Raw genomic sequence first — 21,769 nt, 5'->3', positions numbered from 1 at the left:
CAGGAGGCTCAGGCCCAGCCCCAGAATTGCAACCACCAGCCACATCCAACCGTCCCGATGGCCAGTAACTGGCAAGCGCTGGCAAAGCCGCGCCGGGCCAGGGAAAGGTCTTCGCGGTTAAGGCGTTTCCAGCCCAGCAGCAGGCTCCAGCCCATCGCGGCCACTAACAAACAAGCTCTGACTGGTTGGACCCACTCCAGCAGCAGACCTTCGTAGCGCAGCAGTTTTACCGTCGTGGCCGACAGCCCGAGAAACAACCCCGCACCACCCAGGGGCGTGAGTGTCAGCGCCAGGGGCCAATACAGTGCGCGATCTTGTGCCAGTCGAGCTGCCAGGCGCAGGAGAGTCATCAACACGGTGCCGAACACCAGCGAACTCAAACTCAAGTAAACAACGATGCTGAAACCGTCGAGCCAGCTGAAGCTGTCGTTGAGCTGCGGGTAATGGGTCAGCAGCCACCACGGCGCGTTGTCCTGCAGGGCCCAGAGTTGGTCGTGCTCGACCAGCCATTGGGCGAAAGTTTGCTTGAGGGCGATGAACCAGGGGCTGACCGTCCACTGGAATGCGCCCATGGCCAGGCCGATCACACCGAACAGCAGTAAGCGCGCGTCCCACGGTGACAGCGTCTGCGCCGTGGCGTGAACAATCTCTTGGTTGCTGGAGCGGGCGATCAACTGAACAGCGCCGCGTTGTCCGCTGCAGCGTCCGCAGGCGTGGCAGTCACTGGCGCCTCGCATACGCCGGATATCGAGCAAGGGCGCGCAGTTGGGCGGCGGCAGGCGCGGCGCGGCATTTTCCATCCAGCGTTGTTCATCGACCTGAAAATGCACGGGCGCCAGGCGGGCGAGCAGGGCGAACACGCCGCTGACCGGGCACAAGTAACGGCACCAGACCCGCTTGCCCCGGGCAAACATGAACCCGACGACGACTGCGGCGACGGTCGAGCCGCCCAGAATCAGCAGCGCCGCCTGGGCGTAGTCGTAGACGCTGATCAACTGGCCGTAGAGGGTCGTCAGGCAGAACGCCAACGTCGGCCAGCCGCCCCAGCGCAGCCAGCGCGGCACACCCATGCCTCGGCCATAATGGCTGGCCCATTCGCTGAGCGAACCTTCCGGGCACAGTACGCCACACCAGAGGCGGCCGAACATCACCATCGACAGCAGCACGAACGGCCACCAGATTCCCCAGAACAAAAACTGCGCGAGCATGGTCAGGTTATCGAGCATCCGTGCCTGGCTGTCCGGCAGCGGCAACAGCGCCGGTAACACCAACAGCAAGGCATAGAACAGTACAACGGCCCACTGCACGGCACGAATGACGGGCGCATGGCGACGCATGCCGTCGCCCAGTCGCTGGAGTAAACGATTGTGTCGACTCAGCTCAGGCATGGGACTTTTTCCGCAGCCCGTTGATGCAGCCAACCGCCGACGGTCAGCCAATAACCGGCCAGCACCAGTAACGTCAAGCCGCTGGGCGTCGCGCGATAGCCGGCAAAACCTGCGAGAAAACTACCCAGTCCATGGCTGTCGCTGAGCAAGGCACTGCTGTCCCAAAGCGCATCACCCACGAGGCTGTACATCACCTGCGGTAAATCCATGGCGAGTAATTGACCGCCAATTCGCTCGGTGCCGCTGACCAGCAATGCCGCGCCGAGTAGCAGTAAAACAGCTTCGCTGATGGCAAAGAATCGCTGCCACGAAATGAACCGGCGACTGCTGTGCAGCAGGGCAATGGTCAGCGCCGACAGCGCCAGTCCCATTGCGCCGCCGATGGTAAACAAACCGAGTTGCGGCCCGCGTAAACGCGCCCCGGCGCCATAGAGAAAGACCACCGTTTCACTGCCTTCGCGGCTGACGGCGAGCATGGCCAGCAGCAACAGGCCCAAGCCGCCTTGTCGGGCCAGATGGCTGTCGGCGTGGCGTTGCAAATCCTGTTTGAGCGTGCGTCCGTGGCGATTCATCCAGCCGACCATTTGCACCATCAACAGGCTGGCAACTAGCGCCAGTGCAGCCTGGAACCATTCACTGGCTGAGCCGCTCATAGCCTCACCGGCAAACAGAATCAACACTGCCAGCAGGCCCGAAAGCATCAACCCCAGCACCACACCTACCCACAAGTATTTCGCCAGTCGATCACCCTTGGGCTGCTGGCTGACCCAGGCCTGGAGAATGCCGATCACCAGCAGCGCCTCGACGCTTTCGCGCCAGACAATGAACATTGATTGATTCATGGGAACTCCGTGTTTGAACGGGCTATTTCGCGAGGATGCCGCCCTCGGGCAGTTGCGGATTGAACTCGTCGAAGAAGGGGTAGTGGCCAGGCCCGAGGGGGTGTATGACGACGAAAGTCGTCACTCCCGGCGACAGTACTTTTTCAACCCGCAATGGCGTGCTCTCGAACTCTGCTGGCCCTTGACCGATATTTTTCAGGATGATCTTGAAGCGCTGTCCGGCCGGTACCTCCAGTACGGCCGGCGTGAAGTGGCCATCGCGCAAGCTCAGCTCGTAGCTGGGCAACTCGGCATAAACCGTCAATGGCAACACTGCTCCGGCAAATACCAGCCAGGCAATGTGCAGGCGCTTCATTTAATAACCGCCTTTTTTACCGATACCGGCGTAGACAAACTCATAGTGCAATTCGCAACGTTCAAACCATGGCGCTACGCCGGTTTCCTTATCGGTATGGCGGCCAAGGGATCCATGACCGCCGGGTGGCAGGACGGTGAAGGTCAGTTGATATTTGCCTGGACCGAGCAGCTTTACGTTGTCGCCATAGTGCGGGCCGTCATTGGCGACCATGGCGTGGAAATCGCCTTTGAGCTCGTTCTCGTTGCCCTGTTTTTTCAGCTGGAACGAGACACTGAGATAGGGCACAAAACTGCCTTCCTGAAAGCCCTGTCGATTGTCCGCCGTGGCGCGAATGTCGGCTTCCAGATGCACATCGGAATCTGCGGTGGCCCGCATCATTCCGGCAGGCTCCATCTCGATTGGCTGCAAGTACACCGCCCCGACTTCCAACCCGGGGCACAACTGTGGTTCACCGATTGGGTATTCCTTGGCGTGAGCCAGCGGTGTAAGCAAAAGCAGGGCAAGCGACAGCGAACAGGGGATACGCATGATGTCTTCCTGGGCATTGGCGAGTAGGAGCCAGAGTCTAGGAAGCTTTACTGCAAACAATAATGATTATTATCAAGTTTCGAGCAATTAAACCGGTGGCTCGTCACGCTGGCGAAATCGCTGGGCGCGCTCGACACTGTGGGTCATCTGTTCGGCTGCGTGAATGGTCAGCGGATGCTGGGTAAAACCGGGTCTGGGGGAAATGTAGGTGGCCATCTCCCGAGCAACGGCGAGCTGATGTGCCGTGCCTTCGGCCAGCAGGGCAATAACCAGGTTCTCCAGGGCAATCACCCGGACACGCAGGTGAACCAGTTCGGCGTTCGTCATGGCGGGCGGAGCGGTAAACGCTTCGTCATCGAGGGATGTTGCGGCGCCCTGACCGTCCCACGTCGATAGGCTGCTTGGGAAAGGGTTTCTATTGAGCATGAGAGATGTCTCCAAGTCTATTGAGGTGTCAGCTTAGTCCCAGGATTGCTGAGGAGGTGAGCGCAACCGTCGATTCTTGATGTGCATCAAGGCTGACCTTGCGTAAGGGCTGTAGGTTGGAAGAACGCCTCCCAATGACCGGAGATCGGCATGGCCAAGAACTTCCCAATAAACCCCAAGCACCCCGAACGGATCTGTTGGGGATGCGACCGGTATTGCCCGGCGAAGTCCCTGGCCTGCGGCAATGGCTCCGACCGTACGATGCATCCGGCCGAACTTTTCGGCGAGGATTGGCATCTGCCTGGTGACTGGGGCATCGAGAAGCTCATCACTACTGACAAGCCGACAGATGACGTAGCGGACACCTGGACTGGCAGTCAGAGCGAGTAGCGGGTTGCCAGTCCGGTGCAGTTGGCGTGCACGCCGACGATGAGGTGCATTGATGGTGGAGTCACCCCATGAGTTTCAGACCCGTGAATGAAATGTTCTAGTCGTAAAAATGATGCGTCGAATGTAGCCGACGCGTGACGAAGCCGAATTCAAGTCAGTGGTTCGCCGCAGGGCAAACGCCTCTGAGCGCCGGCTCGAAAAATGAGCTGGCGTGGTTGAACACGCCGATCAGTTTCAGTTCTCGGTAAGCAACAACACTCCGATATCCCCCTTCTGCACAAAACGGATAGCGATCTGCGCAAAGCGGATATTGCCATTCTGCCGGTCCCAATACCCTTCATTTGCATCCTGCGTAACAGTCCTGTGCATGGCACGTAACAATGCCGCCGCCATCGGCGGAGCGTTGCGTGTACCGCCTGCGGCATCCCGCTGATACGCCTGAACGAACAATAAAAAATAACAACAAGAGACCGATGTCATGCGAAAAATCGATGTACACGAGGTTATCGACAACGCTCGCTTCAACCGCTTTCACTGGATGGTGTTGTTCTGGTGCGCCCTGATCATCATCTTCGACGGCTACGACCTGGTGATCTACGGGGTGGTCTTGCCGACGCTGATGAAAGAGTGGGGCCTGAGCCCGTTGGAGGCTGGGGCACTGGGCAGTTATGCGCTGTTTGGCATGATGTTCGGTGCGCTGTTTTTCGGCCCGCTGTCGGACAAGATCGGGCGCAAGAAAACCATCACCCTTTGCGTGATGCTCTTCAGCGGTTTCACCGTGCTCAACGGCTTTGCCACGAGCCCCACGACCTTTGGCATCTGCCGGTTTATTGCCGGCCTTGGCATCGGCGGCGTAATGCCCAACGTGGTGGCGCTGATGAACGAATACGCGCCGAAGAAAATTCGTAGCACTCTGGTCGCCATCATGTTCAGCGGTTATTCGGTGGGCGGCATGCTCTCGGCGGGCCTGGGCATCGTGCTTATTCCCAGCTTCGGTTGGCAGGCAGTGTTCTATGTGGCGGGGCTGCCGTTATTGCTGCTGCCGTTGATCATGTACTTCCTGCCAGAATCGGTGGGTTTCATGCTGCGCCAAGGCCGCAACGAGCAAGCGCGTGCTGTCTTGCAGCGCGTTGATCCGGCCTATGTTGCCCAGGCCAGCGATACCTTGCTCATGGCGGAAGTGAAGGGCACCGGCACGCCGGTACTGCAGCTGTTTCGCGAAGGCCGAGCCTTGCGCACGCTGATGCTTTGGCTGGCGTTTTTCTGCTGCTTGTTGATGGTCTACGCCCTGAGTTCCTGGCTGCCGAAACTCATGGCCAACGCCGGCTATAGCCTGGGTTCAAGCCTGTCCTTCTTGCTGGTGTTGAACTTCGGCGCGATTTTCGGTGCGGTCGGCGGTGGCGTATTGGGCGACAAGCTCAACCTTCCAAGGGTTCTGGCGGTGTTCTTCGCCATTGCCGCGGTGTCAATCACCTTGCTCGGCTTCAAGAGTCCGCCCCCTGTGTTGTACCTGCTGATCGCTATCGCTGGCGCTACCACCATCGGTTCGCAAATCCTGTTGTATGCCTGTGCCGCGCAGTTCTACTCCATGGCCATTCGCTCCACGGGGCTTGGCTGGGCGTCGGGGATCGGTCGTAACGGTGCGATTGTCGGCCCGTTGTTGGGCGGCGCGTTGCTGGGAATCAGTTTGCCGTTGCAACTCAACTTCATGGCATTCGCTCTGCCGGGTGCGGTAGCCGCCCTCGCCATGACCTTCTATGCCATCAGCAGTGAGCGAAACGCCGCCAGCGTTACCGCGCCGCTGTCGGCGGCCAAGGCCTGAGTCTGCAAGGAGCTGTTTGATGAAAGACTTGATGCGCGACTTTTCGCTGTCTGCTGCGGTTGCAGGCTTTATTGCCACGATAATCTCCTATGCTGGGCCCTTGGTGATTATTTTCCAGGCGGCGGACGCCGCGCATCTGTCTCGCGAACTGCTGTCGTCCTGGGTCTGGGCGATCTCCATTGGCAGTGCGCTGCTGGGTATCGGCCTGAGCCTGCGTTACCGCGTGCCGATCATCATTGCATGGTCGGCACCCGGCTCGGCGCTGCTGGTGGCGTTGCTGCCGGGCATCTCGATGAACGAGGCTGTCGGCGCCTATCTGTTGAGCAGTGTGATTATCTTCCTGGTCGGCATCTCGGGCGCCTTCGACCGTGTTATCAGCAAGCTGCCCGGGGCCATCGCGGCGGCAATGCTAGCGGGGATTCTGTTGCGTTTTGGCACTGGGCTGTTCGTGTCATTGCAAGGCAAACCCGGGTTGGTGCTGGCAATGTTCGCCACCTACCTGGTGTGCAAACGGCTGATGCCGCGTTACGCGGTGATGGCGGTACTGGTGGTGGGCTGTGTCATCGCCATGTTGACCGGCCAATTGCACCGCGAAGCGCTGGTAATTGGCTTGGCAACGCCGGTTTGGGTCAGCCCGCAATTCAGCCTTGGTGCAACCTTGAACGTTGCCTTGCCACTGGTGATGGTGGCCCTGACCGGGCAGTTTGTTCCGGGTATGGCGGTGTTGCGCGCCTCGGGTTACGCCACGCCGGCCAGCCCTATCATCGCCAGCAGCGCGCTGGGCACGGCGCTATTGGCGCCGTTTGGCTGCCACGGCCTCAACCTGGCGGCGATCACTGCCGCCATCTGCACTGGCCGCGAGGCCCATGAAGACCCGGGCAAACGCTATGTCGCCGGTGTGGTCGGCGGCCTTTGTTACCTGGTCTTGGGCATCTTTGGTGCGACTCTCGTGTCGTTGTTTGCCGCCTTCCCCAAAGAACTGATCGCCGCCCTGGCGGGCCTGGCTCTGTTCGCTGCAATTGCCGGAGCCCTGACCAATGCCATGGCCGTACCCAATGACCGCGAAGCGGCGCTGGTGACGTTCCTGACTACCGCCTCGGGCATGTCGCTGTTTGGTTTGTCCGCCGCGTTCTGGGGGCTGATTTTCGGCATGGCCGCGCACCTGCTGTCGAGTACGCGGCGCTCCCCCCTTGCATCCTCCAGCAGCACCAGCGAGGTGGCGCGCTGATTTGTATTCGCCACGCCTTACCTATTCATAACAACAATAAGAGCACACCGATGAAGCAAACCATTCATACAACTCGTACGTTATTGTCCACGGCTGTCGCCTTGGGGTGTTCAAGCCAACTGATGGCCGCCGAGGGCGGATTTATCGAGGGTGCCACCGCCACCTTGCAGGCACGCAATTACTACTTCAGTCGGGACTACTCGGACATTGTCGGCGCCAACCGGCAGTCGAAGGCGGAGGAATGGGCCCAGGGTTTTATCCTCAATGCCAAGTCCGGCTACACCCAAGGACCGATCGGTGTTGGCGTCGATGTCATCGGCCTTCTCGGGCTCAAGCTCGACAGCAGTCCGGACCGGGTCAACACCGGCCTGTTGCCGGTGCACAGCGATGGCCGCGCGGCCGATGACTACAGCCGTCTGGAAGGCACGCTGAAGCTGCGTTACTCGAAGACCGAACTGCGCGTTGGCGAGCTACAACCCAACTTGCCAGTGCTGTATTTCAGTGACATCCGCCTGCTGCCGCCCAGCTACCAGGGGGCGAGCATCACATCCGGTGAGATCAATGGCCTTACGTTGCAAGGCGGTCATCTGAGCTCCACTCACCTGCGCAACGAGGCCGGCGACGAGAAGATGCAGGCGATGCTCGGCTACTTGCCTCAGCGTCAGGCCAGCAGTGACGCCTTCAATTATGGTGGCGGCGATTACGCCTTCAACGACAAACACACCAGCGTCAGTGCCTGGTACGGGCAACTGGAAGACATCTACCAGCAAGGCTTCCTTGGCCTGAAACACAGCCAGCCCCTGGGCAGTTGGACCCTGGGCGCCAACCTCGGCTATTTCGATGCCAGGGAGGATGGCAAGAAGCTGTTGGGCAATATCGACAACCAGGCGTTCTTCTCCCTGTTGTCGGCCAAGTACGGCGGCCATACCTTCTACGTCGGCTACCAGGGCATGTACGGTGAAAGCGCCTTTCCTCGGGTATTTGCCAACATCTCGCCGCTGGGCAACGAAGTGCCAACCTATGAGTTCGCCTCCACCGACGAGCGCTCGTGGCAGGCGCGTTACGACTTTGACTTCGCCGCCCTCGGCGTGCCGGGCCTGACCAGTACCGTGCGCTACATCACCGGCAACAACGTAGACACCGGCAAGGGCTTTGAAGGCAAGGACCGCGAGCGCGACCTTGACCTCGGTTACGTCGTGCAGAGCGGCACCTTCGCAGGGCTTGGCGTTCGAGTTCGCAATGCCATGGCGCGCTCCAATTACCGCACCGATATCGATGAGAACCGGCTGATCCTGAGTTACACCTGGACGTTGCTGTGAATGACCTGGAGGCGAGCATGAGCAATAAAGTCTGGGCGCGATTGACCCTGTTTGCAGCTGGCAGCGCTGTGGTGCTGCTCGCTGCCGGTAACGGCATGCACCTGATGTATGCCGGCATCATCAACCTGTTGCTGCTGGCGGCAGCGGTGCTTTTTCATCGTCAGCCAGTGCGGGTGATTGAAGTGCTCGTGGAGCGGGAGCCGGATCTCGTGGTGTCCGGTGCGCCGGTCCCGCTACCGTCATTGCCCGTGGTCGAGCCCGCTTGGCCGGGCGCTGAAGTAAAGGTGGCACTTGAACACCTGACTGAAGTGGTGCAGCAAACTGAAGAGGACATGCGCTTTGCCAACCAGTTGGCGCGTGGCGCGGGCGAACGGGTACAGGCAAGTGCTGCGAGCATGCAGTCTTCGGCTGCCGTGTTGGGGGATCTTGATCAGTACCTGCAGCGTCTGGATCAGGTGTTCGATGAGCTGGGCAGCCAGTCGGTTCGTATCGGTGCGATTGTCGGCAGCATTCAGGACATCGCCCGGCAGACCAACCTGCTGGCGCTCAATGCCGCGATCGAGGCCGCGCGGGCCGGTGATCATGGCCGAGGTTTTGCTGTAGTGGCGGACGAGGTGCGCAATCTGTCGCGTCAGGCAGCGGACTCCAGTGCGCAGATCCGGCAGATCGCCACAGGCCTGGAGAAGTCAGCACAGGATGCCCGTCAGGGCCTTGAACAGCTTACCGTTTCGACGCGTTCGGGCCTGGACAAGACCGAGGTCGCGTTGCAGTCGATGGGGGAGTTACGCAGTGGCGCGGTCGCCAGACTGGAAGTGGTTGAACGCGTCATGCAGCGTTTGGCCAGTTTGCACGAGTTGGCACTTGAGGCAACCCGGATAGCGGTTTGAAAAAGGTGTTTTTGCTGTCTCTCAAACGCCCGAGCAACTGCCCATCACCTGGTAGGAAAACTTGTGGGTTTCACCTTGATGGTCGATGTAAACCATGGTCGCCGGGACAACCTCGCAGGCGGTCGAGGTATCAGTTACCGAGATGACTTTCGCGATATCCAGGGTTGAAGGTGTTGTGGTCGGGGTGCTTTCGGCGGCCATAACGGCGGTTGTGGTCAGGGCCAACAGTACGCTCAATAAGGTTTTCATGGTTTTTTCTCCGTCGTGTTTCGATGAGTCAATTCTATTCTTCTACAGATATGGATAAAGAGGGCGGTGCTTGATGCAGCGTTACGTCAGATGCAACAGTCGTTGCCGTTGGAGGATTCATGGACTTGCTTAACAGCCTGCGGGTATTTGTGCGTGTAGCCGACGCAGGCAGCTTTACTACCGCCGCACAGGCGCTGGACTTTTCCACGGCGCAAGTGTCCCGGCTGGTGGCCGATCTTGAGCAGCACGTGCAGGCACGTCTGCTGCAGCGCACCACCCGTCGTTTGAGCCTGACCGAAGCTGGGGAACGTTTCCTGTTGCGGGCGCGGCAAATACTGGACGACATGGCCGAGGCCACCGCAGAAGCGCGTGGCGCTCACCTGGAGCCCAATGGCCGGTTGCGTCTGCACTGTTTGACCGGACTGGGGGTGCTGATGACACCGCTCATTGCCCGCTACTGCGAGCTCTATCCGGACGTTGTGGTTGAGCTGACCTTGTCGCAACGCAACCCCGACCCCCTTGAAGACGGGCACGACGTGGTCATTTGCATTGCCCAGGAATTGGCGGATTCACAATTGGTTGCCCAAGCGGTAGGGCGCATCTTCAGCATGCCTTGCGCATCGCCTGCGTACATTGCGCGTCGGGGCCTGCCCAGCCATCCCGAACAACTGAATGACCATAGCTGCCTGCGCATGCTCGATCCGTTGTACGGCGATGAGTGGGTCTTTCGTAACGAGCAGGGCGAGCATTCAGTGGTGCCCGGCAAGACCTTCCAGAGTAACGTTCCCGAGGCGATGGTCAATGCGTCGGAGGCCGGGATGGGCATCAGCCTGCTGCCGTTCTACACCGCAACCCGGTCGCTGCGCGAGGGCACATTGCTGCGCCTGCTGGGCGATCACCGGCTCAGGGAGCGGAACGTCTATGCACTCTATCCTTCCAAACGTTTTCTGGATGCCAAGGTGAGGACATGGGTGGACTTTCTCAAGGCAGAGCTGCCCGGGCTTTTTTCCGGACATGAGGTGATAGCGAATGATGTTCGGTATTGGGGAGTGGGCTAGCGCCAGTTTGCTCCACGAACACCCGTACAAAATACGACGGGCTCAGGTCAACGGTGGCGGCAATGTCCTTGAGCGAAATCGGGCAGGACAGGCGTGAATTGATGTATTGCTGAAGCGGGTCGCGTTGGAGGTTTGTCAGGCGAGACGCTTGATCGCTATCTCTGAGGTCACACCGTACATACTGGCGCAGCAGATGAATGCACATCTGTATTTCCAGCGACTGGGCATAGCAAGCCTAAGTAATAGGGGGCTTGCGCGCAGTGCTGAGCGAGCCGCATGCGGCCGCGGAAACAACACGCCGATCTCGCCCAGCTTCATGCGTTTACCGGTGTTCTCGGCTTTGGCTTTCAGGCTTTCCAGATCCACCAGGCCTTCACCGGCGCCATTTGATATTGCTTACCCATCAATTCCCTCGGTATGTGGAGAAACCGTAAGGACTGAGAAGCAGCGGGATGTGATAGTGAGGAACGGTACCGTCCACCTCAAAAATGACGGGTACCTCCGGAAAGAAACTGGACGTTTTGTGCGCCTTGAACCACTCACCAGTCTTGAAGGTGACACGGTAGGTACCTTTCTCCAGACCACGACCTTCCGGATACAGACCGGGGATACGACCTTGCTCGTTGGTTGCCGCGCTGTTGAGCATGTCCCAGTTTTTCCCATCCTGTTTTTCCAACGTGACAGTGACACCAGGGGAGGGGAGGCCATCTTGCAAGTTCAGTACATGCACGCTCAATGGATTTGCGGCCGCTGATGCAAGAGTTGAAAGGGCACTCAATACAGCGCCAGCGAATAAGCTTTTCAATACATTCATGGTGATGTCCTTAGTTTTTAACGACAGGTAGAACTTTGTTGATGGCGACCTCTGCACAACCTTCATCGTTTGCAGCGCCACCCGCACCGGCCACACCGATGGCGCCGATGATCTGGTCATCGAACTTCAATGGCACGCCTCCACCCAGCAGCAACAATTCCGCAACGGTATTGAGGTTCTCAGCATCGGGAGTACTGCGCGCACGCTCCGCCAAGAGTCGCGTCGAAGTCTTCGTCGACAGGGCGGTATAGGCTTTGCGTTGCGCGGCTAACGTGTTGTGCGGGCCGACATTGTCATCGCGTTGCACGGCAACCAGATTGCCGCCACGGTCAACCACTGCGGCAACGGCTGTGCGGCCATCGGCGTGGCAGGCTGTCAGCGCGGCAGTCAGCAAATCGTTGGCCATTGCAAGTGACACGTCCTTGCGCTGAGCAACTTGATCCGGGCCTGCAACGGCGAACGCAGAACTCATTGCGAGTGTCATCAGCAATGAAGTCGATAGGCTTGTACGCATGCTGTTTCCTTGGTGAGTTGAGTCTGTATGAGTCATTGCCAGACATCATGACCAGCCCACCCCGTCAGGATGATTGCCGCCTGATTACCAATATGTAATGTGAGAAATCAGCGAAGCGGGCTAGCCTGTGCTCCAGTCGTGGAGGAAAGAATGCGTATCCTGGTGGTTGAAGATGAAACGAAAATGGCGGATTACCTGCGCAAAGCCCTGACTGAATCGGGTTATGTGGTGGAGATCGCCCTTGACGGGCTGGATGGCCAGCATTTGGCACAGGAGAGTGAGTTCGACCTGATCATTCTGGATGTCATGCTGCCTGGGTTGGACGGCTGGCAATTGCTGCAAATCATCCGGCGTAAGTGGCAAACCCCAGTGCTGTTCCTGTCCGCACGCGATTCGGTGGATGATCGGGTCAAAGGACTGGAGTTGGGGGCCGATGATTATCTGGTGAAACCCTTTTCCTATGCCGAGTTGCTGGCACGCGTTCGCACTTTGCTGCGCCGTGGCCCGCCTCGCGAGGTTGAGCATTTTGTCGCTGGTGACCTGAGCCTGGATTTGCTGCGACGCAAGGTAACGCGCAATGGCGAGCGCCTTACCTTGACCAACAAGGAGTTCGCGTTACTGCATCTGCTGCTCAGTCGTGAAGGGGAGGTGTTATCGCGTTCGTTGATTGCCTCCCAGATCTGGCAGATGAACTTCGACAGTGACACCAATGTGGTGGATGTCGCTATCCGTCGACTGCGGGCCAAGGTTGACGATCCTTACGCGCTGAAGTTGATTCACACAGTGCGTGGCATCGGTTACATGCTCGAGGTGCAATCCTGAAACTATTTCCGCGCACCCTGAGCCTGCGCCTGGCCATCATGTTCGCACTGGTCAGCTTAGTGTTATTGGGCTCCATTGGTTTTTACCTTTATCAATCGCTACAGCGGGAGATTGCCTGGCGCGATGACCAGGCATTGCTGGGGCGCCTGGAACGAATGCAGGCGTTGATCAGCGATAGCGATAGCATCGAGCAATTGCAAGGTCGGCCCAAGCTTTACGAAAACATGCTGGGCAATCGCGACAATCTGCTATGGATCGTCGATGACAACCGTAAGGTGCTGATCGAAATCAACCCAGTGCATATGACCTTGCCAAATTTGCCGGCTGCACCAGAGCCTCGCCTCGGTGATGGTCACCCTTCGGAGTCAGTGCGGCTCGCCTGGCGGAATGTTGTGCAGGGTGATCGACGCTTGACCCTGATCGCCGGCAAGTTATTGGGCGAGCGCGACCAGATGATGGGGGCTTACCGCCTCAAACTCTGGCTGGCCATGTCGGTCGGCGCGCTGCTGGCTTTCGCATTAGGCTGGTGGGTGAGTCAGCGAGGCTTGCGCCCCGTGCGCCTGTTGGCCAAGCGCGCTGCCGGGATTGATGTGCAGAATCTGCATTTACGGCTGGATGAATTCAATGAACTGAATGAGCTGAAATTGCTCTGTAGTGCGCTCAACCAGATGCTGGCACGCCTTGAAGACGGATTCGCCCAGCTTTCACGTTTCTCGGAAGACCTCGCCCATGAGATGCGAACCCCACTCGGCAACCTGATGGGACATACCCAGCAAACCCTGAGGCGCAGTCGCTCTATCGAGGACTATCAGAACTTGCTGGTTTCCAATCAGGAAGAGTATGAAAGGTTGGCGCGAATGATAGACAGCATGTTGTTTCTCGCTCGCACCGAGCAACCCAACGCTCGCGTGGAATTTGAGCCAATCAACCTGCACGATCTGATTGAGCAACTATGTGAGTATTTCGAAGGGGTGGCGCAAGAGCGAAATGTGCAACTGATAAACCAGGCACAAGGTCAGTTGCTGGGTGATCCAGCCTTGATTCGTCGAGCATTGGCTAACCTGCTGGCGAATGCACTGCGCTATGGCAATTCCGCGTCTGCAGTGACGGTCACCAGCAAGATTTCGAAGGACAGATTCGAAATCACCGTGCGCAACCAGTGCGAGCCAATTGCTGCAGAGCATCTGCCGAGATTGTTTGAGCGCTTTTACCGGTGCGACCCATCACGTAATCAGCCCGATGACTCTGGTGGTTTGGGATTGGCTATTGTCCGCTCAATTATGCTACTGCATGGCGGTAGCGTATCCGTTGATAGCACTGAAGCCGGTACGAGCTTTCACTTGGAGTTTCTAATTAGAGAAGCCTGAAATTAATGGCATTTCACCGCAGGAAAATCTGCTTGGTTTTGAAGGGATTGGGACAGTCGACATTGCGAATCACAGAGCTGGCTTGACGTAGGCTTACCGGGCGATGGCTCACCATTCGTCAGCAAGAGGCCGTGCCTCTTCTTGACAGCCAAGTCGTCTGAGGAAATACTCGCCACAAGATTCATATAGATGAATAGATAACAAGGTGAATAAAGTCTATGAATGCTCTCTCCAGTGATGTTCGCCTGCCGCTTTACCAACGCCTGCGTGACCACTTGGCAGAGCAAATCGCCAACAATCGCTGGCGTCCGGGAGAAGCCATTCCCACCGAAGCCACGCTTTCCGCGGAATACCAACTGTCCACTGGCACTGTGCGCAAAGCGGTCGACGCGCTGGTCAGTGAGGGCATCCTGGAACGTCAGCAAGGCCGAGGCACTTTCATTCGCCGGCCGCAGTTTCAATCTTCGCTGTTTCGCTTCTTCCGTTTTCAGACCGCTGCCGGCGAACGCCAGGTGCCGGAGAGTCGTATCCTGTCGATCGAGCCGGTCGCTGCGCCCTCGGCGGTGGCCCAGGCGTTAGGCTTGCCTGCCGACGCACCAGTGATCCGCATTGTTCGCGTACGTCTGCTGGATGTTAAGCCGGTACTTGCTGAAGAAATCTGGCTGCCGCGCAACCGCTTCCAGCCGCTGCTGGAGATCGACCTGAGCCGCAAAGGGCCACTGCTTTATCCGATCTACGAAGAAGTTTGCGGCCAGGTCGTCGCGTCTGCCGAAGAAACGCTCACCGCCGAATCGGTGAATGAGGTGCACGCGCGATTGCTGCAAGTCCCGATCAACAGCCCTGTAGTAGTAATTGAGCGCCTGGCGCGTGATTACGCCGGAACTCCGCTGGAGTGGCGACGCTCTCGCGGACATGCCGAGCATTTCCGCTACAGCGTGGACATCCGCTAAGCCCTTGCCTGGATAGCGGATCGCTCAGCGACGACTCGGTCGTTGCTGATTTCATTGTTTTGATTACCACGACTGGCCCGTAGCGGCGCGGTTTGTTCTCGGCTGCCTCCCGTTCCACTTATAAGGATAAGAATCATGTTCAGCTGGTATCGCCAAATCACTCCTCGGGAGCGCAAAACGTTTTGGGCCTGCTTCGGCGGATGGTCGCTCGACGCACTGGAAGTACAAATGTTTGGCCTGGCGATTCCAGCGTTGATCGCCGCCTTTGCTCTGACCAAGGGAGACGCGGGGCTGATCAGCGGAGTGACTCTGGTCACTTCAGCTATCGGTGGCTGGGTAGGGGGGACGTTGTCCGACCGCTACGGCCGGGTGCGTACGCTGCAGTGGATGATTTTGTGGTTCTCCTTTTTTACCTTTCTCTCCGCGTTTGTCACCGGCTTTAACCAGCTCTTGATCGTCAAGGCGCTCCAGGGTTTTGGTATCGGCGGCGAGTGGGCAGCCGGTGCGGTCTTGATGGCCGAAACCATCAATCCGCAGTATCGCGGCAAAGTGATGGGCACTGTCCAAAGCGCTTGGGCCGTGGGTTGGGGGCTGGCGGTCGGGGTGTTTACGCTGATTTACACCTTCGTGCCCCAGGACATGGCGTGGCGCGTGATGTTCCTGGTCGGGCTGCTACCGTCGTTCCTGATTATCTGGGTTCGTCGCAACGTCGAGGAACCGGACAGCTTCCAGCGTCTGCAAAAAGAAAACGCCATCCCGCAAAGTTTCTTCAAATCCTTGGCAGGCATCTTCCGCCCCGAGTTGATCCGCGTAACGCTGTTCGGTGGTCTGTTGGGGCTCGGTGCACACGGTGGTTATCACGCGGTGATGACCTGGCTGCCGACGTTCCTCAAGACCGAGCGCAACTTGTCCGTGCTGAACTCGGGCGGCTACCTGGCGGTGATCATCTTCGCGTTCTGGTGTGGGTGTGTAGTCAGCGGTTTTTTGATTGACCGTATTGGCCGACGCAAAAACATCGTGCTGTTTGCGCTTTGCTGTGTCGTCACTGTGCAGAGTTATGTGTTCCTACCGCTAACCAATACCCAGATGCTGTTCCTGGGGTTCCCGCTCGGCTTTTTCGCGGCCGGTATTCCCGCGAGCCTTGGCGCACTGTTCAACGAGCTGTACCCGGCGGATGTACGCGGTGCCGGTGTGGGCTTCTGCTACAACTTTGGCCGAGTGCTTTCCGCGGTGTTCCCGTTCCTGGTCGGTCACATGAGCGACTCCATGTCGCTTGGGTCTGCGATTGGTATCGACGCCGGGATTGCCTATGGCGTGGCGGTGATTGCGGCACTTTGTCTGCCGGAAACCCGTGGACGCAGCCTCGAAGCTTCGAGTGCATCGGTGCCAGCAACGGTCAACGGCAACGAGAGTGCGCGGGCCTGATGCCCTTTACCTTCTATAGATGAACGCTATGACTGACACCTGTTCTACGCCGATCACCGGCATCGACTCCCATGCTCATGTGTTTAGCCGTGATCTATGTCTGGTCGGTGCACGGCGCTATACCCCTGATTACGACGCCACGCTTGAGCAGTATCTGACGCACTTGCACGCTCATGGTCTGAGTCATGGCGTATTGGTGCAACCGAGCTTTCTCGGCACCGACAACAGCTACCTGCTGGCGGCGTTGAAGCAAGCGCCGCAGCAGTTGCGAGGCGTGGTTGTGCTGGAGCCAGGCGTCAGTCGCGCCATGTTGAATGACATGGATCAGATGGGCGTGGTCGGGGTTCGCTTGAACCTGATGGGTAAGGCGTTACCTGATTTTCGTAACAGTGCCTGGAGAGAGTTTTTCAGCCACATTGCTGATCTTGACTGGCATGTCGAGTTGCATCGGGAGGTAAAGGATCTGCCGGGACTGATCCATCAATTGACGCCGTTCGGTTTGAAGTTGGTGATTGATCACTTTGGTCGGCCGGATGCCAATTCGGGCGTCGAACAGCCCGGGTTTTGCGAGTTACTGGAGTTGGGATCGAAAGGTTCGATCTGGATGAAGGTATCGGGAATCTATCGTTTGGGAGGTACGCCGCAACAGAACATCAATTTCGCTCGAATGGCATTACCGCTGCTGGAACAAAGTTTCGGCCTTCGCCAGTTGGTGTGGGGCAGCGACTGGCCGCATACGCAGCATGAGCAAAGCATCGGTTTCAGCACCGTAGTCGATCAGTTGCAAGCCCTGGAGTGTTCGACGCAGGTTAGCTATTCGTTGCTGGTGCAAGTCCCTCGAAGGTTATTCGGTTTTGCAAAAGGCGAAAGCTGAAACTTACGCCTGCATTTGCCGATGACCATTCATCTCACCCATTTAAACGAATACATACAGAACGTTCGAAATGCGACGTTGCAGTCAAACCTCTCGTGCCGCATCGAGAAGTTCTGCGTAATAGCAGCTATTCCAATTACAAGAGAGTGGTTTCCATGAACACGTCATCCAATGCCGAAGTTAAAAGCCCCCAAACGATGTTTGGTTTATCGCGTGCGCCGACAGGCGTTACGGTTTCAAACTTCTCTTTCAAATCTGAGTGCAGTTTGAGCGCCAGCCCAACCGAGATCCATTCATGACTCCCTTAGATGTAGACCTCTTACTGACCGCATTGGTGAGCGTCCTGGTGCTGGTGGCGCTCATCGTGTCGCGTCTCAAAATGCACCCGCTCCTGGCCCTGCTAGTAGTTTCCGTTGGCGTTGGCTTTGCAACCAGTATGGAGCCAGAAACCATCGTCTCCCACTTGATCACCGGCGCCGGAAAGACACTGGGGGCAGTAGGGGTCGTAATCGCGCTTGGAGCGATGCTAGGCAAAATTCTTGCTGACGCAGGCGTCACAGAGCAGATCGCCGAGGTCATCCTCAAGCGAACATCGGATCGGATGATTCCTTGGGCCATGATGATGGTTGCATTTGTAATTGGCATTCCCATGTTTTTCGAAGTGGGCTTGGTGATCATGCTGCCGCTGATATTCAGCGTGGCGCGAAAGCTGGAAAGCCAGGCTCGCTTCAAAGGTTCAGCGTATGTGTATGTGGGTGTTCCGGTGATTGCGGCACTTGCAGCCATGCACGGGATGGTACCGCCGCACCCTGGCCCCTTGACGGCCATCGCCGCGCTCAAAACCTCGGTTGGGCCCACAATGCTCTATGGCTTCCTTGCGGCTATTCCTGCAATGATTTTAGGCGGCCCGCTTTATGGCGCATTCATTTCGCCGCGCATGAGCACTCGGCCCGATCAGGTTCTGCTGGATCAGTTCACCCTGGCTGAAAAAGCCGACGATCAACCAAGCACCAGCATATGCCTTGGCGTGCTGGCAGCCTTGCTACCGGCGATCCTGATGCTGATTCATGCCGTCGCTGAGATGGTATTACCCAAGGACAATGCGATCCTGAAAATAGCTAGTTTCCTGGGCAATCCCCTGATAGCCATGCTCCTGGGCGTGCTGTTCGCAGGGGCAAGTCTGGTACTCGCACGGGGCGGCGATGCGGGGCAATTGCGCGACTCCCTGGGCAAGAGCCTCAAGCCAATCGCCTCAATCATCATGATCATCGCCGGCGGTGGTGCTTTTCAGGAGCTGCTGACCAGCGCCAAGGTGGGCGATGCCATTGTGCACCTGACTCAGCAGTCTGCGTTCCCTCCGCTGATCTTGGGTTGGTTGATCGCGATGTTGCTCTCGGTATCTACCGGTTCTGCCACCGTAGGTATCGTTGGTGCTGCTGGCTTGCTGGCGCCGCTTGCAGGTGCTGATCCCAGCCTCAACCTGCCTCTGCTTGCCTTGTCCATAGGCTGCGGCTCGCTGTTCTTCAACTATGCCAACCATGCGGGCTTCTGGATGGTAAAGGAATCCTTCGGCATGACTATGGGCGAAGCCACCAAGACCATTTCAGTGGTTCAATCCATCGTAGCCGTGGTCGGTTTGATTGTGGTGTTGATGTTGAATGCGGCTGTCACGGTGACTTGAGTCAGGATCTGTTCCCAGGCAGTAACCCTGCCCGAGCGAGTTAGTCGAGGGTGGGAGATAGAGTTACGTTCTACAGGGTGTTTTACCATCGAACTTGAATGCTCAGTGTTCGGTGGTAAGCATGGAGCGTTTTATTCGGCTATAACCCTAAAGTGTTGGCACCCGTAAGCCACGCATGTTTAAGGTCTATAAAAATCCTCACACCGGCGAAGTCTTCGAAACCAAAGGCGACAACCATAAAATTTTGAAAGAGTGGAGAGCGAAATACGGCTCCGCCACTGTCGAGTCCTGGCTGAGCAAGTGATACCTGTTTGAGTACAAAAAGGGCCCAAAAGGGCCCTTTTTATTTGCAGCTGTCGAGCTCAGCTACCAAATGCTTGGGGGAATTTCGTAATCGACAGGAACGCTCGACGTTTTGCTCATGGACTTATGTATGGCTGCTTGCTGTACGTAAGGATATGCTGCACCCCGACTTCATATATGCCAATAAAAAAACCAACCATAGTGACGTTATGAGCCAATCAGAGACACGTGCGACTGCCCTAACGCTGTATCCAGAGGACTCCCGCGAGGCGGCGGCTCTGCTGAAGCAGGCTGTACCACTGATGGTGCGTCACAATATTCCACCAAATCCCGTCCACTATGCTCTCTGGTACACCTACAGCAAAGGTCAGGAGCCAGAGCTTAATCGCCATCTGGACAGGGTGGTCAAAGACTTCGACTGTTTCCCTCCAGAATCCGCTACGAAGCTTTTTCGCGACTACATCATTCGTGACGAATTGGAGGAGGCGAGGGCAGGTCAACAACAAGCGATCAATCTGGTTGACGACATGGAGCGTAATGTCTCCCGTAGCGTGAATGGCAGTTCCAACTTTCAAACCAGTCTTGGCCAATGCATGGAAATGCTCGCGGAGCCGGTTGACCAGAGGTTGCCCGCCATTCTAAGCGAACTGCAACAGAGCACCCAGCTCATGCAGGAACAGCAAGAGCTTTTCCTCTCCCAGTTGCACTCAGCACAAAATGAAATTAAGAGCCTGAGAGACAAACTCGAGCGAGCCCAACTGGCAGCCTCTTTGGATGGTCTGACTAAGGTGTTAAACCGAGCTACCTTCACTCGCGCACTGGAGCATGCATTGACCAAAGCTCCTCATGGGGTGGTATTGGTCATGTTGGATATCGATCATTTCAAGCAGTTCAATGACCGGTATGGTCATCCTTTGGGTGACCGCGTACTTGAGCATGTTGGTCAGGTGTTACGGAACTCAATCCCGCCTAAGGCCTCGGCGGCACGCTATGGTGGTGAAGAGTTTTGTGTAGTCCTGCAAGAGTGTTTTGATCTCACCAGTGCTCACACATTTGCTGAGCAGCTGCGCCTAAAAATTCAGGCGCTGCGGATCAAGGTTCGTGGCACGGATGAAGTGTTAGACACGGTAACTGCGTCCTTTGGTGTCGCCCTCGCCAAAGCTGGTGACGATGTGGAAAGCCTTCTGACTCGTGCCGATGATGCGCTCTATCTAGCCAAGCGCAGCGGGCGCAACCGAGTGGCCTGAAACTGGCGTTGGGCTCTAGCTGCAATCACAAAGCCCGACAGGGTAGGGTGATTAGATTCGCGTTCATTCCGAATGGCAGCCATAGCTAAGCTGTGGTGTGAAGCTACGTCAATGGAGAGGTCGCTCCTTCGGGCTTAAGCCCGGCTCGATCACGCGCCTTCTGGTCATGTGTCCCAGCCTGATGTACTGGTTCAGCGAAGCATTTTATGGCTTCCTCATTTGCCTTCGAGGCTGCCGCGCTGTTCGCTACTCCAGGCTTCAGTGAGCTCGTCTATCCGATCTGAGTCCGGCAATCATGACCTAGATACGTCGAAATCGGGAAGCTCAGGCTTCTTTGTGATTTGCTCGATCATCATCACAGAGAAAAACCTGCCGGGGGTCTACGAGCGTGCAGAAACGCTGCGCTTACAGCACTTTCAAACGGGTGAGATCAAGTCCAGCAAGCTCAAAGCCAAGGATTCGGATCGCCGTCGGAAAATTCTGCTAGATCTATCCGAGCTGCCCCTGAAGCTTTATTTCACGGTCGTGGACAAAGGCCGCGTGCACAAGGATGGAGGAGCAGTCCTTCATCAAGAGCGTGAATAACCTCTTGTACGAGCGCCTGTTTAATCACTGCACCGATTTGCACATGACCGTCGATGAGCACGGAGGGTCTGAGTTTCAGACTAGCCTGAGGGAAAACATCCTGCGTAACCAAACCTTGGGGCTACTGGAATGGCCACCGAAGTATCAGTCGCTCATCCGCTTCCATCCAGACACATAATTTAACATAATATACATTACACGTAACATGATATTTCCAATTGAGCCCGGTTGCGCGCAGATCTTCCTGTCAAAGCGCTCGGGAATAAATCTGTTGAACGATGGTTTCGTCCCCACCTCAATAAAGCGCTTTCGTACTCTAATCTGAACGGTTGGCCTGCGTTGATGCTCCATCATCCGTTCATTCTGGTTCCGGTATGAAAACTTCACTGACCAAGCCGGCGCGTTTCCTTGCAGGCTTCAAATGTCAGTCTTATTGACGTGGTCGTTCACCAAACCCGAGCTCGCTATTTCATCAGCTTAATAAAGATGTTTTGGTGAGTGACTGTTCTTTGTGGCTTTACTAATCTCTCAGGTCCGTCTTCGCGCACGCTGCTGTGTGAAATCTGCTACGTTCAACTTGGCGTTGGTACAGGGATTTCACGGACAATCATTTTGCAACAGCCACGAAAATCCCCGCTGCGACGGATTCATTATCAGTTTCCGCTTTGAATGGATTAATGCAAAAAGACAAT

The 21,769-nt window shown here is 57.1% G+C and carries 23 protein-coding genes and 2 pseudogenes; 15 read left to right on the top strand and 10 right to left on the bottom strand.

Features of this window, described 5'->3' with window-relative positions; all coding sequences use genetic code 11:
* Positions 1–8: 8 nt before the first annotated feature.
* The 5 genes from ACM6I0_RS10355 to ACM6I0_RS10335 all read right to left on the bottom strand — a co-directional run bounded on the left by ACM6I0_RS10355 (position 9) and on the right by ACM6I0_RS10335 (position 3,542).
* A complete protein-coding gene (locus ACM6I0_RS10355) occupies positions 9–1,388 on the bottom strand; it encodes a 4Fe-4S binding protein (protein WP_285434904.1) in 1,380 nt (459 codons plus the stop codon).
* Positions 1,376–2,230, bottom strand: a complete 855-nt coding sequence (locus ACM6I0_RS10350) for an FTR1 family iron permease (protein ID WP_285434903.1) — start codon at positions 2,228–2,230, stop codon at positions 1,376–1,378. Before ACM6I0_RS10350 ends, ACM6I0_RS10355 begins: the two co-directional genes overlap by 13 nt.
* A gap of 22 nt (positions 2,231–2,252) precedes the next feature.
* Positions 2,253–2,585 (bottom strand): cupredoxin domain-containing protein, encoded by a 333-nt coding sequence (locus ACM6I0_RS10345; RefSeq protein ID WP_414922208.1) that lies wholly within the window; start codon positions 2,583–2,585, stop codon positions 2,253–2,255.
* Positions 2,586–3,116, bottom strand: coding sequence for an iron transporter (locus ACM6I0_RS10340; RefSeq protein WP_285434899.1), 531 nt, complete (start codon positions 3,114–3,116; stop codon positions 2,586–2,588). It lies immediately after the preceding gene.
* A gap of 87 nt (positions 3,117–3,203) precedes the next feature.
* Positions 3,204–3,542 carry a hypothetical protein gene (locus ACM6I0_RS10335; RefSeq protein WP_285434898.1) on the bottom strand — a complete coding sequence of 113 codons (339 nt, stop codon included), beginning with the start codon at positions 3,540–3,542 and terminating at the stop codon, positions 3,204–3,206.
* A 150-nt stretch (positions 3,543–3,692) separates the two neighbouring features.
* On the opposite strand from ACM6I0_RS10335, the gene ACM6I0_RS10330 reads away from it, so the two are divergent.
* Positions 3,693–3,932 (top strand): DUF3079 domain-containing protein, encoded by a 240-nt coding sequence (locus ACM6I0_RS10330; protein ID WP_414922207.1) that lies wholly within the window; start codon positions 3,693–3,695, stop codon positions 3,930–3,932.
* A 234-nt stretch (positions 3,933–4,166) separates the two neighbouring features.
* On the opposite strand, the gene ACM6I0_RS10325 is transcribed toward ACM6I0_RS10330, so the two are convergent.
* Positions 4,167–4,412, bottom strand: a complete 246-nt coding sequence (locus tag ACM6I0_RS10325) for a hypothetical protein (RefSeq protein ID WP_414922206.1) — start codon at positions 4,410–4,412, stop codon at positions 4,167–4,169.
* Here ACM6I0_RS10325 and ACM6I0_RS10320 point away from each other — a divergent pair.
* The 4 genes and pseudogenes from ACM6I0_RS10320 to ACM6I0_RS10305 all read left to right on the top strand — a co-directional run.
* Positions 4,411–5,754 carry an aromatic acid/H+ symport family MFS transporter gene (locus tag ACM6I0_RS10320; protein WP_285434894.1) on the top strand — a complete coding sequence of 448 codons (1,344 nt, stop codon included), beginning with the start codon at positions 4,411–4,413 and terminating at the stop codon, positions 5,752–5,754. The genes ACM6I0_RS10325 and ACM6I0_RS10320 overlap by 2 nt on opposite strands.
* A 19-nt stretch (positions 5,755–5,773) precedes the next feature.
* On the top strand, positions 5,774–6,982 hold the full coding sequence (locus ACM6I0_RS10315) for a benzoate/H(+) symporter BenE family transporter (RefSeq protein ID WP_285434892.1): 1,209 nt from the start codon (positions 5,774–5,776) through the stop codon (positions 6,980–6,982).
* A 50-nt stretch (positions 6,983–7,032) separates the two neighbouring features.
* The gene (locus tag ACM6I0_RS10310) at positions 7,033–8,301 is read left to right on the top strand and encodes an OprD family porin (protein WP_414922205.1); all 1,269 of its coding nucleotides are present in this window, start codon (positions 7,033–7,035) and stop codon (positions 8,299–8,301) included.
* Between the two features lie 485 nt (positions 8,302–8,786).
* Positions 8,787–9,188, top strand: a pseudogene (locus ACM6I0_RS10305) (methyl-accepting chemotaxis protein); the annotation flags it as partial.
* Between the two features lie 21 nt (positions 9,189–9,209).
* Here the strand turns inward: ACM6I0_RS10305 and ACM6I0_RS10300 are convergent.
* Entirely contained in the window at positions 9,210–9,437 is a 228-nt protein-coding gene (locus ACM6I0_RS10300; RefSeq protein ID WP_414922204.1) for a DUF2790 domain-containing protein, read from the bottom strand.
* Positions 9,438–9,556: 119 nt separating this feature from the next.
* Between ACM6I0_RS10300 and ACM6I0_RS10295 the strand changes: the two genes are divergently transcribed.
* The gene (locus ACM6I0_RS10295; protein ID WP_414922203.1) at positions 9,557–10,495 is read left to right on the top strand and encodes a LysR family transcriptional regulator; all 939 of its coding nucleotides are present in this window, start codon (positions 9,557–9,559) and stop codon (positions 10,493–10,495) included.
* A gap of 135 nt (positions 10,496–10,630) precedes the next feature.
* Here ACM6I0_RS10295 and ACM6I0_RS10290 read toward each other — a convergent pair whose 3' ends face one another.
* From ACM6I0_RS10290 to ACM6I0_RS10280, 3 genes are read right to left on the bottom strand one after another with little or no spacing between them, the layout of a single operon-like run.
* Positions 10,631–10,861 (bottom strand): hypothetical protein, encoded by a 231-nt coding sequence (locus ACM6I0_RS10290; RefSeq protein WP_285434886.1) that lies wholly within the window; start codon positions 10,859–10,861, stop codon positions 10,631–10,633.
* Positions 10,862–10,898: 37 nt separating this feature from the next.
* The gene (gene uraH, locus ACM6I0_RS10285) at positions 10,899–11,309 is read right to left on the bottom strand and encodes a hydroxyisourate hydrolase (RefSeq protein WP_285434884.1); all 411 of its coding nucleotides are present in this window, start codon (positions 11,307–11,309) and stop codon (positions 10,899–10,901) included.
* Positions 11,310–11,319: 10 nt separating this feature from the next.
* A complete protein-coding gene (locus ACM6I0_RS10280; RefSeq protein ID WP_285434882.1) occupies positions 11,320–11,823 on the bottom strand; it encodes a GlcG/HbpS family heme-binding protein in 504 nt (167 codons plus the stop codon).
* 150 nt (positions 11,824–11,973) lie between these two features.
* On the opposite strand from ACM6I0_RS10280, the gene ACM6I0_RS10275 reads away from it, so the two are divergent.
* From ACM6I0_RS10275 to ACM6I0_RS10235, 9 genes and pseudogenes are all read left to right on the top strand, one after another.
* On the top strand, positions 11,974–12,645 hold the full coding sequence (locus tag ACM6I0_RS10275) for a heavy metal response regulator transcription factor (RefSeq protein WP_285434881.1): 672 nt from the start codon (positions 11,974–11,976) through the stop codon (positions 12,643–12,645).
* Positions 12,642–14,012 (top strand): heavy metal sensor histidine kinase, encoded by a 1,371-nt coding sequence (locus ACM6I0_RS10270; RefSeq protein WP_285435050.1) that lies wholly within the window; start codon positions 12,642–12,644, stop codon positions 14,010–14,012. The genes ACM6I0_RS10275 and ACM6I0_RS10270 overlap by 4 nt, the downstream gene beginning before the upstream one ends.
* 218 nt (positions 14,013–14,230) lie before the next feature.
* Positions 14,231–14,962: a GntR family transcriptional regulator gene (locus ACM6I0_RS10265; RefSeq protein ID WP_285434879.1), complete on the top strand. Its 732-nt coding sequence runs from the start codon at positions 14,231–14,233 to the stop codon at positions 14,960–14,962.
* A 135-nt stretch (positions 14,963–15,097) separates the two neighbouring features.
* The gene (locus tag ACM6I0_RS10260) at positions 15,098–16,387 is read left to right on the top strand and encodes an MFS transporter (protein WP_285434878.1); all 1,290 of its coding nucleotides are present in this window, start codon (positions 15,098–15,100) and stop codon (positions 16,385–16,387) included.
* Positions 16,388–16,415: 28 nt separating this feature from the next.
* The gene (locus tag ACM6I0_RS10255) at positions 16,416–17,261 is read left to right on the top strand and encodes an amidohydrolase family protein (protein ID WP_414922202.1); all 846 of its coding nucleotides are present in this window, start codon (positions 16,416–16,418) and stop codon (positions 17,259–17,261) included.
* Between the two features lie 295 nt (positions 17,262–17,556).
* The gene (locus tag ACM6I0_RS10250) at positions 17,557–18,942 is read left to right on the top strand and encodes a GntP family permease (RefSeq protein ID WP_414922201.1); all 1,386 of its coding nucleotides are present in this window, start codon (positions 17,557–17,559) and stop codon (positions 18,940–18,942) included.
* A 157-nt stretch (positions 18,943–19,099) separates the two neighbouring features.
* A pseudogene (locus ACM6I0_RS10245) lies at positions 19,100–19,246 on the top strand (DNA binding protein); the annotation flags it as partial.
* A 208-nt stretch (positions 19,247–19,454) separates the two neighbouring features.
* On the top strand, positions 19,455–20,492 hold the full coding sequence (locus ACM6I0_RS10240) for a GGDEF domain-containing protein (protein ID WP_414922538.1): 1,038 nt from the start codon (positions 19,455–19,457) through the stop codon (positions 20,490–20,492).
* Positions 20,493–20,828: 336 nt separating this feature from the next.
* On the top strand, positions 20,829–21,077 hold the full coding sequence (locus ACM6I0_RS10235) for a hypothetical protein (RefSeq protein ID WP_414922200.1): 249 nt from the start codon (positions 20,829–20,831) through the stop codon (positions 21,075–21,077).
* The last annotated feature ends 692 nt before the right edge of the window (positions 21,078–21,769 follow it).

This window comes from Pseudomonas sp. IT-P294 (assembly GCF_949767865.1).
In the GTDB taxonomy this organism is placed as follows: domain Bacteria; phylum Pseudomonadota; class Gammaproteobacteria; order Pseudomonadales; family Pseudomonadaceae; genus Aquipseudomonas.
Note: the sequence above shows the minus strand (reverse complement) of the source record. Positions and strands in the feature narration are given on the sequence as shown.

What these genes read in the sequence shown, in the direction of transcription:
- ACM6I0_RS10355 (WP_285434904.1), bottom strand. Translation starts at nt 1,388, where the DNA reads ATGCCTGAGCTGAGTCGACACAATCGTTTACTCCAGCGACTGGGCGAC.
- ACM6I0_RS10350 (WP_285434903.1), bottom strand. Translation starts at nt 2,230, where the DNA reads ATGAATCAATCAATGTTCATTGTCTGGCGCGAAAGCGTCGAGGCGCTG.
- ACM6I0_RS10345 (WP_414922208.1), bottom strand. Translation starts at nt 2,585, where the DNA reads ATGAAGCGCCTGCACATTGCCTGGCTGGTATTTGCCGGAGCAGTGTTG.
- ACM6I0_RS10340 (WP_285434899.1), bottom strand. Translation starts at nt 3,116, where the DNA reads ATGCGTATCCCCTGTTCGCTGTCGCTTGCCCTGCTTTTGCTTACACCG.
- ACM6I0_RS10335 (WP_285434898.1), bottom strand. Translation starts at nt 3,542, where the DNA reads ATGCTCAATAGAAACCCTTTCCCAAGCAGCCTATCGACGTGGGACGGT.
- ACM6I0_RS10330 (WP_414922207.1), top strand. Translation starts at nt 3,693, where the DNA reads ATGGCCAAGAACTTCCCAATAAACCCCAAGCACCCCGAACGGATCTGT.
- ACM6I0_RS10320 (WP_285434894.1), top strand. Translation starts at nt 4,411, where the DNA reads ATGCGAAAAATCGATGTACACGAGGTTATCGACAACGCTCGCTTCAAC.
- ACM6I0_RS10325 (WP_414922206.1), bottom strand. Translation starts at nt 4,412, where the DNA reads ATGACATCGGTCTCTTGTTGTTATTTTTTATTGTTCGTTCAGGCGTAT.
- ACM6I0_RS10315 (WP_285434892.1), top strand. Translation starts at nt 5,774, where the DNA reads ATGAAAGACTTGATGCGCGACTTTTCGCTGTCTGCTGCGGTTGCAGGC.
- ACM6I0_RS10310 (WP_414922205.1), top strand. Translation starts at nt 7,033, where the DNA reads ATGAAGCAAACCATTCATACAACTCGTACGTTATTGTCCACGGCTGTC.
- ACM6I0_RS10300 (WP_414922204.1), bottom strand. Translation starts at nt 9,437, where the DNA reads ATGAAAACCTTATTGAGCGTACTGTTGGCCCTGACCACAACCGCCGTT.
- ACM6I0_RS10295 (WP_414922203.1), top strand. Translation starts at nt 9,557, where the DNA reads ATGGACTTGCTTAACAGCCTGCGGGTATTTGTGCGTGTAGCCGACGCA.
- uraH (WP_285434884.1), bottom strand. Translation starts at nt 11,309, where the DNA reads ATGAATGTATTGAAAAGCTTATTCGCTGGCGCTGTATTGAGTGCCCTT.
- ACM6I0_RS10280 (WP_285434882.1), bottom strand. Translation starts at nt 11,823, where the DNA reads ATGCGTACAAGCCTATCGACTTCATTGCTGATGACACTCGCAATGAGT.
- ACM6I0_RS10275 (WP_285434881.1), top strand. Translation starts at nt 11,974, where the DNA reads ATGCGTATCCTGGTGGTTGAAGATGAAACGAAAATGGCGGATTACCTG.
- ACM6I0_RS10265 (WP_285434879.1), top strand. Translation starts at nt 14,231, where the DNA reads ATGAATGCTCTCTCCAGTGATGTTCGCCTGCCGCTTTACCAACGCCTG.
- ACM6I0_RS10260 (WP_285434878.1), top strand. Translation starts at nt 15,098, where the DNA reads ATGTTCAGCTGGTATCGCCAAATCACTCCTCGGGAGCGCAAAACGTTT.
- ACM6I0_RS10255 (WP_414922202.1), top strand. Translation starts at nt 16,416, where the DNA reads ATGACTGACACCTGTTCTACGCCGATCACCGGCATCGACTCCCATGCT.
- ACM6I0_RS10250 (WP_414922201.1), top strand. Translation starts at nt 17,557, where the DNA reads ATGACTCCCTTAGATGTAGACCTCTTACTGACCGCATTGGTGAGCGTC.
- ACM6I0_RS10240 (WP_414922538.1), top strand. Translation starts at nt 19,455, where the DNA reads ATGAGCCAATCAGAGACACGTGCGACTGCCCTAACGCTGTATCCAGAG.